We start from the raw sequence: 14,097 nt of genomic DNA on the forward strand, positions 1-14,097 counted from the left end.
CTGCAGAGCCGGCAACCCGAGCCGGGGCTGCTGGTGCACTCCGACCAGGGCTGTCAGTACACCAGCGACGCCTGGCGGCGTCTGCTGGTGCAGCACGGCGCCCGGGCCAGCATGAGCCGGCGGGGTAACTGCTGGGACAATGCGGTGGCCGAACGCTTCTTCCTAAACCTGAAGATGGAGCGCGTCTGGCGACGGGACTATGCCAATCACGGCGAGGCCACCCGGGACATCACCGACTACATCGTCGGCTTCTACAACGAGCGCCGAAGGCACTCGACCCTGGGCTACCTGTCGCCTAACGCCTACGAGCGAAAATGGACAGCCGAAACACCGATCGAGGTGTCCGAAATCACTTGACCACTACAAAGGGCACCCGGATTCCGCCCGGGGACCTTGCTCCAGGGCCCTCGGGCCGGCGGCGCTGAAACTCGCTGCGCTACGCTCCGCTCAGACAGTCAGCGCCTCTTTTCCGTCCCGAGGACCCCTCCGCAAGGGGCTTCATACGGGGGGATAAGGTCAAAACAGAAGGTCTCCCCGCGCTTGTACTTAACTCCAACGCCGTAGGGTGCGGTTGAGCACAGCGAAACGCACCGTTCCAACGTCGGGGCAACCCTGATGCGATTCGCTGCGCTCATCGGCATCCTACCCTTAGCGCCCGCTTGCGGGCGCGGCACGCCATGGCCGTAGGCCGCGCGTGCCCAAGATGTCGGAAGACCCAGCCTCCATCCATGTGCTACGCCGCTGGGACAGCCGTTGTTTGGACCTTCACCCCCGTTGTCGTCGCGCCGAGTGGAGAGGGTTTTCGCGGGAAGAGAGGCGCTGACTGTCTGAGCGGAGCCGAAGGCGCAGCGAGTTTCAGCGCCGCCCGCGAAAACCCTCGGAGCGAGGGAAACCCCGGCCCGCACAGCGGGCCGGGGTCGCGGCAGTCGGGCGTGTTTCTTGGGTACTTCTTTGCACGAGCAAAGAAGTACCTCGGGGTGCGCTGCCGAGACAGCGCTTGGCAGGCGGTGGACCAAGGCCGCCGTAAACACCAGATGCCGAACCAGATCCAGCCAAAAAAGGCGGGCAACAACGACCGCTACTCCGCCGCCTTCAGGGCCTGCACACGGTCGAGCTGCTGCAGACGCCTCCAGGCGAGAAAGGCGGTCAGACTGGCCGCGACCAGGATGCCGAGTGCGGCAAAGCCGTAGGCCTGCGGCGTGATCACCAGCGGCACGCGGAACAGGTCCATCGCAAAGGCCTGGTTCAGCAGCCAGGCGAAGCCCGTGCCGGTCAGCCAGGCGACCGGGATCGCCGCGAGGGTCAGCACTGCGATCTCGCCGAGCAGGATCCAGCTGACCTGGCCGCGCGAGTAGCCGAGCACCTCCAACGTGGCCAGGTCGCGGGCGCGCTCGGCATAGGTGATGCGTGCGTTGTTGTAGGTCACGGCAAAGGCGATGGACACGGCCAGCGCGACGAACACCATCGCGAACACGATGACGGTCTCGCCGATGTATTCGCGGATGTTGCGCTCGGCCTCGGCGATCAGTCCGACGCTGGCGACCCGCGGGCGGTCGGACAGGCTGCGGAACAGCGCGTCCTCCTGTGCGCGGTCGGTCAGCAACCAGGCACCGGAGACCGCCGGGCCCTCGCCGATCAGGCGGTTCAACGCCGGGCGGTACATATAGGCCCCGACACCGATGGGCTCCTCCACCACACCGGCCAGCGGCACCGTGACCGTGCGGCGGCGCCCTTCCAGGATCTCCACCTCCACCGGGTCGCCCACGCGCAGCCCGAGCTGTTCGGCCAGATAATCCGTCAGCAGGATGCCCTCGTCCGGCAGTCGCCCGCGCCCGCCGCCCATCGGCAGTTGCCGCAGGCGCGGTTCGGCGTCCAGCCCCAGCAGGCGCACGCGCTCCTCGCGGTTCACGCCGACCAGCCGCACCGGTACCGCGCGGAAGGTCTCCACCGCCAGCACGCCCGGCTCGTGACGCAGCTCGCCGGCCGCGCGCGCCGGCACGGGATCGGTGAACTGCAGGTCGATGTCCATCTGCAGCACCTGCCCGTACTGGGTGTCCAGCATCTGGGTCACCGCGTTCAGCTGGTAGGCGCCCATCAGCAGCAGCCCCCCGGACAGGCCAATGCCGATCACCGACAGCACGGACTTGAGCCGGTGGCGCGCAAGGTTGCGCAGGATGATCCGGGTCGGCTGGTCGAACGCGCCCCAGGCCGCCGAGCGCTCCAGCCAGCCGCGGTGAAAGCGCTCCGGGGCCGGCGGGCGCATGGCCTCGGCCGGTTGCATGCGCACCGCCTGCCAGACCGCGCGGAAGGTACCAAGCATGGCCGCGCCCATGGCCACGCCGACCGCCAGCACCATCACCCAGCCCTGCAGACGAAAGCTCATCTCGGGGAAGCGGAAGTACTCCGCGTAGATGCCGGCCAGGCCCTGCGCGGCCCAGGCCCCAAATGCGAGCCCCAGCGCGCAGCCCACCAGCACGATGCCGCCGGTCAGCAGGGCATAGTGCCCGGCGATCGCGCCGTTGCCGTAGCCGAAGGCCTTGAGCACGGCAATCGGCTCGCGCTGGGAACGGATGATGCGCCCGACGACGACGTTCAGCAGAAAGGCCGCGACGGCCAGGAAGATGGTCGGCAGGATCGCCGCCTGCGCCCGCAGCTGGGTCAGCTCCTCGGACAGAAAGCGGTGCGAGAACTGGTCGTCGCGGCCATAGGCCCCCATGCCGCCGTAGCGCGCCAGTTCCCGGTCCATCGCCTCGATCACGGGGGCCGGGTCCGCACCCGCCTCCAGGCTCACGGCCACCGAATTGAATGCCCCTTCCATCCCGTAGGCGGCAGCCAGCGCGCGGCGGTTCATCCACAGGATGCCGTAGCGCTCGTAGTCCGGCAGCAGGTCGGTGGGGCTGATCTGATAGACAAACTCCGGCGACAGCGCGATGCCGCTGATCTGCAGATCGGTCAGGCGCCCGTCGATGATCGCGCGCAGGGCGTCGCCGGCCCACAGCTCGTGGGCCTCCGCGAAGGCTTCGCTGACGACCACCTCGCGTTCGCGTCCGGCCTCCGGCAGCCGCCCCTCGCGCAGGTAGAGCCGGTTCAGCAGTGGCTCACCCCCGTCCGGTATCGAGAGCACAGTGCCGCGGATCGGGTCGTCAAAACCGGCGACCTCCAGGCGCACCGGGGCCTGCACCCGAGTCTCGATCTGGTTGATCCCCGGCGTATCGCGAAAGCGCTCCACCGCGCTCTCCGGCGCGCGCGTGATCTCCGCGAATACGTCGGCGAACTGGTATTCGGAGTAGAAGCGGTCCTTGGTGATGGTCAGGGCGTCGAGGCTGGTCACGGCGATCACCAGCGTCATCACGCCGCTGGCGATCACCAGCGCGATCGCCGCCGCCTGCCCCTTCAGGTGGCCGAGATCACGCAGGATCTTGCGGTTCAGGGCGCGCATGGTCGTCCGCGGTCGCTACCAGTGCAGTTCGGCCGGGGACTGGCGCGTGGCGTTTTCGTGGATCTCGCTCACGCGCCCGTCGCTCAGGTGGATCACCCGGTCGGCCATCTCGCCGATCACCGCGTTGTGGGTGATGATCGCCACGGTCGTGTCCAGGCGCTCGTTGATGTGCTGCAGCACTTCCAGCACGCGGATGCCGGTCTTCGAATCCAGCGCGCCGGTCGGCTCGTCGCACAGCAGCACCGCCGGCTGCTTGGCGATCGCGCGGGCGATGGCCACGCGCTGTTGTTCGCCACCGGAGAGCTGCGAGGGAAAGTGGTCCATGCGGTCCTCCAGCCCGACCAGCGCCAGCGCCTCCTCCGGTGACATCGGGTCGCGCGAGATCTCGGTGACGATCGCCACGTTCTCGCGCGCGGTCAGGCTGGCGATCAGGTTGTAGAACTGGAACACGAAGCCGACATGGTCACGGCGAAAGGCCGTCAGCGTGCGCTCGGAGGCCTGCGCCAGGTCCTGGTCGCGGTAGCGCACCTCGCCCTCGGTCGCGGTGTCCAGCCCGCCCATGATGTTCAGCAGCGTCGACTTGCCGGAGCCCGAGGCCCCCAGCATCACCACCAGCTCGCCGGTGTACAGCTCCAGGTCCACCCCGCGCAGGGCGTGGATGGTCACCTCGCCCATGCGGTAGACCTTGGTCACCCCCGCCGCGCGAAAGATCGTCTCCCGCGTGGCCACGGGGGCCGGGTACGCGCTCATGCGGGAGCGGCCACCAGGTGCGTGGTTTGCGGTGCCGAGGCCCCCGGCTCGGGCGCGCTCGGCAGGATGCCGCCCTCGCCATCCAGGCTCATGGACCACAGGCTCAGCAGCAACAGCAGAATGATCAGGATCGGGATCAGGACACGTGGTTTCATCGGACAGGCCCTCGCTCGCGACAGTACCCCAATGCTGCCACAAAGCCTCCGGCACGGCGCTGCCCCGCCCCGTCATCACGAGTCGCGAAGCGACGTGGCGATCTCCATCCGAAGCCGCCTGTTCCTGCGTGCAGACAGCTTTGGCCGATTGCCACGTCGCCTTCGGCTCCTCGCAATCACAGGGCGGGAGCTTCGCGACTCGCGATGACGGTGGCACGAACGGCGTCGCGGGGGCCCCCGATTTGTTGTTTTGCGCCCAAATATTTACCCTATGCGCACCGTCCGGCCTGCCGCAGACGCGCCGAGCATCCCGAAATCGCGCGCCGCAGAGCCGTTTTGGCACCACAAGCGGTGCCATGCCAACCCGTTTCAACAACGCAAGGAGTCAACATGTCCGCACTCATCTGTGGGTCCATCGCGTACGACACCATCATGGTGTTCCCCGACCGCTTCAAGAACCACATCCTGCCGGACAAGGTGCACATGCTGAACGTGTCCTTCCTGGTCCCGGACATGCGTCGCGAGTTCGGCGGGTGCGCCGGCAATATCGCCTACAACATGAAGCTGCTGGGCGGCGAGCCGACCATCATGGCCACCGTCGGCGGCGACTTCGCCCCCTATGCCGACTGGATGGACAAGCACAGCATCTCGCGCAAGCACATCAAGGAGCTGAACGACACCTACACCGGTCAGGCGTTCATCACCACGGACCAGGACGACAACCAGATCACCGCCTTCCACCCGGGCGCAATGGGCTTCTCGCACCAGCAGAAGGTCACCGAGGCCGACGGCATCAAGGTCGGCATCGTCTCCCCGGACGGCCGTGACGGCATGATCGAGCACGCCCAGCAGTTCGCCGAGGCCGGCATCCCGTTCATGTTCGACCCGGGCCAGGGCCTGCCGATGTTCGACGGCGACGACCTGAAGCGCTTCATGGAACAGGCGACCTATGCCGCGTTCAATGACTACGAAGCGCAGCTGACCTCCGACCGCACCGGCCTGAGCCTGGAGCAGATGGCCGAGATGGTCGACGCAATGATCGTCACCCGCGGTGGCGAGGGCTCCGACATCTACACCGGCGGCAAGAAGATCACCATCCCGTCGGTCGAACCGGCCGCGATCAAGGACCCGACCGGCTGTGGCGACTCCTACCGCGCCGGCATCCTGTTCGGCCTGGAACAGGGCTACGACTGGGAAACCACCGGCCGCATCGCCTCGCTGATCGGCTCGATCAAGATCGCCCACTCCGGCACCCAGAACCACCACTTCACCGCCGCCGAATTTGCCGACAAGTTCGAAAAGGCCTTCGGCTACCGCTACTAAGCGACCTCACGCCGCCCCGGGCACTCCGCCCGGGAACGCAAAAGGCCCGGCCCGAGTTTCCTCGGTCCGGGCCTTTTTTGTGGATGGCACCCGCTCCGACCCCTGCCCCGTGGGAGCGTGCTTGCACGCGAAGCCCCTGCCTGTGCCCGGCTCTGGCAGGGGCTTCGCCGCCAAGGCGGCTCCTACAATAAGAACTGTGACTCCAGGGCTAGTCGCGCTGGTAGGTGCCGACCAGGCGGTTCATGCCGATCACGTGGGGCTCGGCGCGCTCCAGGAACTGCCAGAGCGTAAGGCCGGCAGGGAGCTGAAGGTCGCGGTCCAGCGCCAGCAGCCAGAAGAAGTAATGGTGCTTGCCGTGGCCCTCGGGTGGCATCGGGCCGCCGTAGCCGGTGCCGCCAAAGTCGTTCTCGCCGACATCGCCCAGCGTAGCCGCCTCGGGCAGGCCGTCGGTATCCGGCGGCAGGTTGTAGAGCACCCAGTGCACAAAGCCGTAGGTGCCGGACTTGATCAGCGGGGCATCCGGATCATGGCAAATGACGGCCAGCGAACGCGTTTCCCGCGGGAGGTTGCTCCACTTGAGCGCTGGCGAGGTGTCCTCGCCCTCGCCCGTATGGCGCTTCGGGATCGGCTGGCCAGGACCGAACGCGGAACTGGACAGCTGCAGGTCGGACAGTGCAAAACCCATCGCCAATCTCCTGATCAATGCGTACCCGCCACCCTAACGCGCGCCCCGGGCCCGCACCAACCGGTTGCAGCCGCCCGCCGTCACGCGGATCATCGAGGGCATGCTGAACGCTGTAAAACGCTGGCTGGGCCGAGAAGACCCCCTAACCGGGGCTGCGCGCGCGATCGACCGCGGCCGATCGGGGATCGAGACCGTGCTGGGCCTGCCCCACCGTCTCGCCGTACCACTGTTGCGCCGCCACTTTGGCGAGGCGGTGCATCCCTCCGACGAAGAATTCCGCGAGACAGGCCAGAACGGGTACTGGTCCCTGCCCACGCCCGGTTCGGAGTTCGAAGTCCGCCTGTTCGGCGACGATACCGGGCGCGTCACCGTCGGTACGGTCCGCGGCACGAACGTCTATTCGGGGCTGGTGGTGATCAGCGAATGGTCGCCGGAACACCCAGTGGCCGTGTGGCAGGTGCGCCTGGAAGAGTCGGCCACGGAGTCCGCCCGAACCCTGCACGACTTCCTGCTGAGCGACGCCTCTTCCTAGCGACCCGACGATGGACGATCACGAACAGTCGATTTCGCTCGTACTGGGAAGCGGCGGCGCCCGCGGCCTGGCGCAGATCGGGGTCATCCGCTGGCTGGAGGAGCACTCCGACTACCGCATTCGCTCCATCTCGGGTGCCTCCATGGGCGCCCTGATCGGCGGCATCTACGCAGCGGGCAAACTGGACATCTACGAGGACTGGGTAAAGACCCTTCGCCGTCAGGATGTCTGGCGGCTGCTGGACTTCTCGTTTCGCGGTGCCGGGCTGATCCGGGGCGACCGCCTGATCGGCAAACTGCGCGACATGCTGGGCGACATCGACATCGAAGAGCTGTCGATCTCCTTTACCGCGGTGGCCACCGACATCGAGCGCGAACGCGAGGTCTGGCTGAACTCCGGCTCGCTGTTCAACGCCATTCGCGCCTCCATCGCCATCCCCACCGTGTTCACCCCGGTGCGCCATCGCGGACGGCTGCTGGTGGATGGCGCCCTGCTAAACCCGGTACCCATCGCGCCGACCCTGAACGACCACACCGACATCACCGTGGCCGTCAGCATGAACGGGCGCATGGGCGACGAACTCACGCGCGTCACCCGCCCCAATGCCTTCGATGACGTCGAGGCCGAAAAACTGGGACGCAGCCGCCTGAATCAGCGGCTGCAGGACGTATTGCCGGACCGGGTCGGCGGCTGGCTACAGGACTGGCCAGGCAAGCTGGGCCTGGGCTCCACGACCGACGGCATGAGCCGCGCGCAGGAGGCCCGAGCGCTCAGCATGATCGACGTCGTCTCCCACTCCATTGAGGCCATGCAGGGCTCGATCGCGCGCTTTCGCATCGCCGCCTACAACCCCGAACACCTGATCGAGGTGCCCGTAAACGCCTGCGGCATCTTCGACTTCCACCGTGCCCGCGAGATGATCGAACTCGGCTACCACCTCGCCGAACGCAGCCTGGGGGACCAACAACGCTAGCCCGCCTTTGTAGGAGGCCAGCCCTCTGGCCGATCCGGCGCCGGCAAAACCCATCGGCCAGAGGGCTGGCCTCCTACAGAAAAGGAGAAACGGCCTTGCTCAGTGCTTGAAATGCACGAACAGGCGGCCGTGGTTCTTCGAGTCCTTCTCCACCCGGTGGTAGCGCTGTTTGATCTCCGGCTGCTGCAGGAAACGCAGCACGCGCTTTTTCAGTTGCCCGCTGCCCTTGCCGTGGATGATCTCCACCGTCTTGATGCGCTTGTCGCAGGCCTCTTCGATTGCGCCGTTGAGCGCCGCATCGATCTTGCGCCCGTTACGAAAGCACTCGTGCAGGTCGATGGACAGTCGTGACATCGCTAACCAGCGGCGCTCAGTTCACCGTCACCACGATGCAGCGCGCCAGCTGCTGCACCTTGTGCGACACACTGCCGGCCAGCAGTCCCTGCAACCCGCCCAGCCCGCGCGAGCCCATCACAATCATATCCACATCGTGGTACTCGGCCTGCTGCAGGATCACCTTCGCGGGCGAGCCGTCCTCGATATGATGGCCGATATCCGTCACGCCCAGCTCGGCGAAGTACTCGTGCGCCTGTTCCACCAGCTTTTTCGCTATGTCGCGCAACACCTTGGGCGGCACCGCGGATCCAATGGCTGCACCGCCGACCGCCAGGGGCGGGTCGTCCGGATCGGGCAGCTCCGACAGCTTGCGGATATGCGGCGGCACCTCGCCCTGCAGCAGCACGCTGACCAGCACCACCCGCGTCTGATACTTGGCGGCCAGATCCGCTGCCACTTCCACCGCGCGCCAGGCGTTGGCCGAGCCGTCCACCGGCACCAGCATGGTCTTCAGTTCCATCGGCTCCGCGCTCCTCGTTACAGGCCATCGCGCTGGCCCAGTGCCCCAGCCTGCCAGAGTCGCCGCGCCACCGCATCCGCGTGTCGTCTGCGCCCGTCAACGCCCTATACTCGGGACAACACAGCCCCGGAAGAACCCATGACACGACTGTTCGAGAAGACCTACCCGCAACCCGGCACGGCCCCGGGCCACGGGGTACACGCTCACGAACACCCTCACCCTTCCGAGGCCGTTGTTTCCGCCTGGCACTACCACAACGAACAACTGAACTCCCAGGACCCGGAAACCGTGATGCATGAAGGTGCGCCGGTGGACGGATTCGTCTGGCTGCACTTCCAGGGCACACCCGGCCCACGCCAGCTGCAACAACTGGCCGAGGCCTTCGCGCTCCACCCGCTGGCGCTGGAGGACGTACGCCATCGCGGCCAGCGCCCCAAGCTCGACTACTTTGGCGATTATGCGGTGATCATCCTCAACCAGCCGCAGCTGGACGGCGATAGCGTGCGCCTGGAGCAGTTCAACCTGTTCGTGCACCCGCAGTTCGTGATCAGCGTGCACAGCGGCGAGACCGACCCGTTCGAGCCCATCCGCCAGCGCATGCGCGGCACCAACCGCAACTTCAACCGCCTGGGAGCCCCGTACCTGGCCTATGCCCTGATGGACGTGGTCGTGGATCAGGCCTTCCCGCTGATGGAACAACTCGGCGACCGCATCGAAGATCTGGAAGAACGCGTGCTCTCGCAGCCCAACCACGACACCCTGAGCCGCATCCATGTCGTGCGCCGCGAGCTGCTGGTGCTGCGCCGCCAGCTCTGGCCCACGCGCGACGTGATCACCCGCCTGATGCGCGACGACCAGGACCCGTTCAGCCCCGAGATGATGCCCTGGCTGCGTGACGTCCACGACCACACCATCCAGATCATGGACCTGCTGGAATCCTACCGCGACATGGCCTCCAGCCTGATCGAGGCCTACCTGTCGGCCGTGAACCAGCGCTCCAACGACGTGATCCGCGTGCTCACCATCATCGCCACCATCTTCATCCCGCTCACGTTCATCGTCGGCATCTACGGCATGAACTTCGACCACCCCGACAGCCCGTGGTCGATGCCCGAGCTCTACACCTATTACGGTTATCCCGTACTGCTCGGCATCATGCTCGCCATCGTCCTCGGCATGCTCTACCTGTTCCGCCGCCGCCGCTGGCTGTAACCCCCAATCACCTGCAGGAGGCCAGCCCTCTGGCCGATAGGATTCTGCCTGCGCCGGATCGGCCAGTGGGCTGGCCTCCTGCAACCCATACCCCGTCACTCCAATGGGGACAATGGCGGGCCGGAACATGGTAAGCCTCTGTCTTGAAGCGCCTTTTGGGTTCCAGGATCGGGCCTTGTCTCTTGCGCCTGGTCGGTCCCGAGAACAAACGGCCAGGTGTGATCCCGTGGTGTCTACGGTGTACAGAGACTGTCATGCCGCGGACCATCCTGGACCGAGCGGAGGCCAATACTCTCGCGCATCAGATCCAGCAGGCCATCGACCGCAAACGGATCTTCAGGCTCGAACATCGCTCCCACGCCGTGCTCATCCAGCCGCATCACGATGCAATGCCAGACGTGGGCCCGGTCATCCCCGGACTCCTCCGGGCTCACGGTCAGCCGCAGTCTCGTATTTTTCGAGACAACCGAATCCGTCAGTTCCAGATACAACCCGCTAAGGCTGACATCGCGGACCCGGCCGCTTGCTCTGTACTCAGAGTCGCCGGCCAGAGTCTCCACCTCGGCTTCCACACGGACGGCCCTGCGACGCCCCTCTCGAAGATCCATTATCTAACTCCCGTCTTGGCCCCATCGGGCACTGGATTGTCGTTTCGCGGCCCCAGACTCTAATGCATCCGGATAGGGAGTTAACGGTGCCGGACACTCCGGGCACCAAGACTCAAGACGGGATAAGGCTACGGTAGTAAATTGAATTCAATAGGTTTTATACAGAGCAGTGGCAGTTTTGTGGTCCTGTAAGGCGCGTTTAGCTCCAGAAATTCCCCCCGGGGTACCAGGCACGGCCTGCCCCCCCCAGCGAATGGGAAAAAGTACGCCCACCGTTCTGTTGGCAGACCACCTGCCGCATCAACTCCGAAGGTGGTGACAGCGGGAGGCAAGGGGCACCGGATGGCATACGCTTCACTCGGCCGCCAACCCCAGCCCGTTCGGTGCCGCTACCCACCATGCTGCTCACGTTGCGGATCGTGTTCGCCCTGCTGGGCCTTGGCGTCGCGCTGATGCTGTGGCACGCAAGGCAGGTGTTTTCGGTCGAGTTGTGCGATGGCGGCGGCATGCGCGCGACCGGATAGCGGGTCGCTCCCGCCGATTGCCGCGGCCCCTGCGGGACCTTGCAATGACGGGTAAGAGAAGCACCGTCATGCGAGGAGCGCAGCGACGTGGCGATCCCCCTGGGCGGCCCGGGCGTCGGGGGCACGCCGAGAGGTTTCGCACTGCGCAACAAAAAGGCGCCCGGGATAACCCCGGGCGCCTTTTGATCTGAACCGGGCGAACCGCCCGGCTCGGGCCTTACTGCTGGTACTGCTCCAGGTCGAAGCGGTCGGCGTTCATGACCTTGGTCCAGGCCTGGATGAAGTCCTTCACGAACTTCTCCTCGTTGTCATCCTGGGCGTACACCTCGGCGTAGCTACGCAGGATGGAGTTGGAACCAAACACCAGGTCGATGCGGCTGGCCGTCCACTTCACCTGATCGCCCTGGCGATCGCGCACCTCGTACACGCCGTTGCCCGCGGGCTGCCAGGCGTAGGCCATGTCGGTCAGGTTGACGAAGAAGTCGTTCGTCAGCTGACCTTCACGGTCGGTGAACACACCATGCTGGCTGCCACCATGGTTGGTGCCCAGCACGCGCATACCGCCGATCAGCACGGTCATCTCCGGCGCGGTCAGCCCCATCAACTGGGCCCGGTCGAGCAGCATCTCTTCCGGCTTGACCACGTAGTCCTTCTTCAGCCAGTTGCGGAAGCCATCGGCCAGCGGCTCCAGCGGCTCGAAGGAGTCGGCGTCGGTCATCTCGGCGCTGGCGTCACCCCGGCCCGGGATGAACGGCACCAGCACATCGTGACCGGCCGCCCGGGCCGCCTGCTCGATGCCCACGCTACCACCCAGCACGATCAGGTCGGCCACGCTGGCCCCGGTCTCGGCGGAGATCTGCTCGTAGACCTTGAGCACACGGGCCAGGCGCTCGGGCTCGTTGCCTTCCCAGTCCTTCTGCGGCGCCAGGCGGATGCGGGCACCGTTGGCACCACCGCGCATATCGGAGCCACGGAAGGTACGGGCGCTGTCCCAGGCGGTCGCGACCATCTCGGCAATGCTCAGTCCGCTCGCGGCGATCTTCTGCTTGGCGGCCTCCACGCAGTAGTCCGTGTTGCCGGCCGGCACCGGGTCCTGCCAGATCAGATCTTCCTGCGGCGCGTCCGGCCCGATGTAACGGGTCTTCGGGCCCATATCGCGGTGGATCAGCTTGAACCAGGCGCGGGCGAAGCAGTCCTTGAAGTACTCGGCGTCCTTGCGGAACGCGTCCATGTACTTGCGGTAGACGGGGTCCATCTTCATCGCCATATCCGCATCGGTCATGATCGGGTTATGGCGGATGGACGGATCCGTGGCGTCGACCGGCTTGTCTTCCTCCTTCATGTCCACCGGCTCCCACTGCCAGGCGCCGGCCGGGCTCTTCTTGAGCTCCCACTCGTGGTCGAGCAGGGCTTCGAAGTAGCCCATGTCGAACTGGGTCGGGTTCTTGGTCCAGGCTCCCTCGATGCCGGAGGTGATGGCGTTCGCGGCCTTGCCCTGCATGTTGGGGTTCTTCCAGCCGAAGCCCTGTTCCTCGACATCGGCCCCTTCCGGTTCCGGCCCCAGCGCGCCGGCATCGCCGTTGCCGTGGCACTTGCCCACGGTGTGGCCGCCGGCGGTCAGCGCCGCGGTCTCCTCGTCGTTCATCGCCATGCGGGCGAATGTCTCGCGCACCTGCTCGCCGGTCTTCAGCGGATCAGGCTTGCCGTTAACCCCTTCCGGGTTCACGTAGATCAGACCCATCTGCACGGCCGCCAGCGGGTTCTCCATGGTGTTGGGCTTTTCGACGTCGCCGTAGCGTTCGTCGGAGGGCGCCAGCCACTCCTTCTCCGCCCCCCAGTAGGTGTCCTTCTCGGGGTGCCAGATGTCCTCGCGTCCGAAGGAAAAGCCGAAGGTCTTCAGACCCATGTTCTCGTAGGCCACATTACCGGCCAGGATGATCAGGTCGGCCCAGCTAATCTTGTTGCCGTACTTCTTCTTGAGCGGCCACAGCAAGCGGCGCGCCTTGTCAAGGCTCGCGTTGTCCGGCCAACTGTTGATCGGCGCGAAGCGCTGGTTGCCGGTGCCGCCGCCACCCCGGCCGTCGGCGATGCGGTAGGTACCCGCCGCGTGCCAGGACATACGGATCATCAGGCCGCCGTAGTGACCCCAGTCGGCCGGCCACCACGCCTGGCTCTCGGTCAGCAGCGCGTGCATGTCCTTCTTCAGGGCCTCGAAGTCGAGCTTCTTCACCTCTTCCCGGTAGTCGAAATCCTCGCCCATCGGGTTCGTCTTGCGGTCATGCTGGTGCAAGATGTCCAGATTCAGCGACTCCGGCCACCACTCCGTGACGGAGTGGCCCTCGGTGGTCTGGCCACCGTGCATGACCGGGCACTTGCCCATGTTCTGCTGCTCACCCATGTCGTTCTCCAGGTTCGTTGCGTTCAGATTGTCCGTCTTTCGGAAACCGCCATCCGTCTACACGGCAATGGCTTTCTTCAGGGCCGCAAGCCATTCCACTCCGGATTCCAACCGGCCGAAGAACGGCTTGCTGCCCGTTTCTCTATGAAGGTAGGCCCCAGGCGTCATGGGTACCAGTTGAGATTGCCCATCCCGGCGATAGCCCGTGGTTATCGCGCCGCCGAGTGCTGCGGATTGCGCACAGGGTGGACGACCTTCACTCCTTGCCCCCACCAACATCCCTATCCTGCTCACTTTCAACATCCGCGGATACGGCTACCCAGTCCGACCAACCCCCTGGCCTCCCGTTCACCCCAACCCCTCCCACACCGGCCTCGCCACCATGCAGCGAGTAGCCCACCAACCCGGTCGCCGCGCAAAGCGTAACGCGCGACTCACACCACAAGCCGCCAGTGGACCAACGTCCACCCCCCCCCCAATGACACAACATACGGATCACAAACCCTCATAGGAGCCAAACGCCACTACATATCGGTACAGTGCAACCAAACTAAAAAGAGATAAGGTCGTAACCATATAGAAACGGAACTACTTCACATGGACGGACCACCGAACCACTCCGCACTTCCGCAAAATACCCGG

Annotated in this window: 14 protein-coding genes; 6 read left to right on the plus strand and 8 right to left on the minus strand. The window is 65.7% G+C overall.

From position 1 onward, the window contains the following. On the plus strand, nucleotides 1-357 hold a 357-nt coding region (locus tag G015_RS0109330; RefSeq protein WP_020146568.1), incomplete at its 5' end, for an integrase core domain-containing protein. Nucleotides 358-1,078: 721 nt separating this feature from the next. Here G015_RS0109330 and G015_RS0109335 read toward each other — a convergent pair. From G015_RS0109335 to G015_RS14315, 3 genes are read right to left on the minus strand one after another with little or no spacing between them, the layout of a single operon-like run. Continuing rightward, on the minus strand, nucleotides 1,079-3,439 hold the full coding sequence (locus tag G015_RS0109335; protein WP_020146569.1) for an ABC transporter permease: 2,361 nt from the start codon (nucleotides 3,437-3,439) through the stop codon (nucleotides 1,079-1,081). A gap of 15 nt (nucleotides 3,440-3,454) precedes the next feature. After that, complete coding sequence (locus G015_RS0109340; protein WP_020146570.1) at nucleotides 3,455-4,189, minus strand: ABC transporter ATP-binding protein; 735 nt, start codon at nucleotides 4,187-4,189, stop codon at nucleotides 3,455-3,457. Beyond that, a complete protein-coding gene (locus G015_RS14315) occupies nucleotides 4,186-4,344 on the minus strand; it encodes a hypothetical protein (RefSeq protein ID WP_018138054.1) in 159 nt (52 codons plus the stop codon). The genes G015_RS0109340 and G015_RS14315 overlap by 4 nt, the downstream gene beginning before the upstream one ends. 390 nt (nucleotides 4,345-4,734) lie before the next feature. Here G015_RS14315 and G015_RS0109350 point away from each other — a divergent pair, with 390 nt between their 5' ends. Continuing rightward, entirely contained in the window at nucleotides 4,735-5,667 is a 933-nt protein-coding gene (locus tag G015_RS0109350) for a carbohydrate kinase family protein (protein ID WP_018174573.1), read from the plus strand. 208 nt (nucleotides 5,668-5,875) lie between these two features. Here the strand turns inward: G015_RS0109350 and G015_RS0109355 are convergent, their stop codons facing one another. Then, on the minus strand, nucleotides 5,876-6,352 hold the full coding sequence (locus tag G015_RS0109355) for a YbhB/YbcL family Raf kinase inhibitor-like protein (protein ID WP_018138052.1): 477 nt from the start codon (nucleotides 6,350-6,352) through the stop codon (nucleotides 5,876-5,878). Nucleotides 6,353-6,452: 100 nt separating this feature from the next. Between G015_RS0109355 and G015_RS0109360 the strand changes: the two genes are divergently transcribed. Continuing rightward, nucleotides 6,453-6,884 (plus strand): hypothetical protein, encoded by a 432-nt coding sequence (locus G015_RS0109360; RefSeq protein WP_018862951.1) that lies wholly within the window; start codon nucleotides 6,453-6,455, stop codon nucleotides 6,882-6,884. Nucleotides 6,885-6,894: 10 nt separating this feature from the next. Continuing rightward, the gene (locus G015_RS0109365) at nucleotides 6,895-7,857 is read left to right on the plus strand and encodes a patatin-like phospholipase family protein (RefSeq protein ID WP_018174571.1); all 963 of its coding nucleotides are present in this window, start codon (nucleotides 6,895-6,897) and stop codon (nucleotides 7,855-7,857) included. A gap of 99 nt (nucleotides 7,858-7,956) precedes the next feature. On the opposite strand, the gene G015_RS0109370 is transcribed toward G015_RS0109365, so the two are convergent. Next, complete coding sequence (locus G015_RS0109370; protein WP_018138049.1) at nucleotides 7,957-8,211, minus strand: Smr/MutS family protein; 255 nt, start codon at nucleotides 8,209-8,211, stop codon at nucleotides 7,957-7,959. A gap of 16 nt (nucleotides 8,212-8,227) precedes the next feature. After that, a complete protein-coding gene (locus G015_RS0109375) occupies nucleotides 8,228-8,713 on the minus strand; it encodes a universal stress protein (RefSeq protein WP_018138048.1) in 486 nt (161 codons plus the stop codon). A gap of 138 nt (nucleotides 8,714-8,851) precedes the next feature. Here G015_RS0109375 and corA point away from each other — a divergent pair, with 138 nt between their 5' ends. Continuing rightward, nucleotides 8,852-9,925 (plus strand): magnesium/cobalt transporter CorA, encoded by a 1,074-nt coding sequence (gene corA / locus G015_RS0109380; RefSeq protein WP_020146571.1) that lies wholly within the window; start codon nucleotides 8,852-8,854, stop codon nucleotides 9,923-9,925. A 233-nt stretch (nucleotides 9,926-10,158) separates the two neighbouring features. On the opposite strand, the gene G015_RS0109385 is transcribed toward corA, so the two are convergent. After that, the gene (locus tag G015_RS0109385) at nucleotides 10,159-10,533 is read right to left on the minus strand and encodes a PilZ domain-containing protein (RefSeq protein ID WP_018138046.1); all 375 of its coding nucleotides are present in this window, start codon (nucleotides 10,531-10,533) and stop codon (nucleotides 10,159-10,161) included. 398 nt (nucleotides 10,534-10,931) lie between these two features. Between G015_RS0109385 and G015_RS14355 the strand changes: the two genes are divergently transcribed. Next, nucleotides 10,932-11,057 (plus strand): hypothetical protein, encoded by a 126-nt coding sequence (locus G015_RS14355; RefSeq protein WP_018138045.1) that lies wholly within the window; start codon nucleotides 10,932-10,934, stop codon nucleotides 11,055-11,057. Between the two features lie 217 nt (nucleotides 11,058-11,274). Here G015_RS14355 and katG read toward each other — a convergent pair whose 3' ends face one another. Further along, on the minus strand, nucleotides 11,275-13,455 hold the full coding sequence (katG, locus tag G015_RS0109395) for a catalase/peroxidase HPI (protein ID WP_020146572.1): 2,181 nt from the start codon (nucleotides 13,453-13,455) through the stop codon (nucleotides 11,275-11,277). Nucleotides 13,456-14,097: the final 642 nt, after the last annotated feature.

This window comes from Thioalkalivibrio sp. ALJ15, from assembly GCF_000383695.1.
In the GTDB taxonomy this organism is placed as follows: domain Bacteria; phylum Pseudomonadota; class Gammaproteobacteria; order Ectothiorhodospirales; family Ectothiorhodospiraceae; genus Thioalkalivibrio.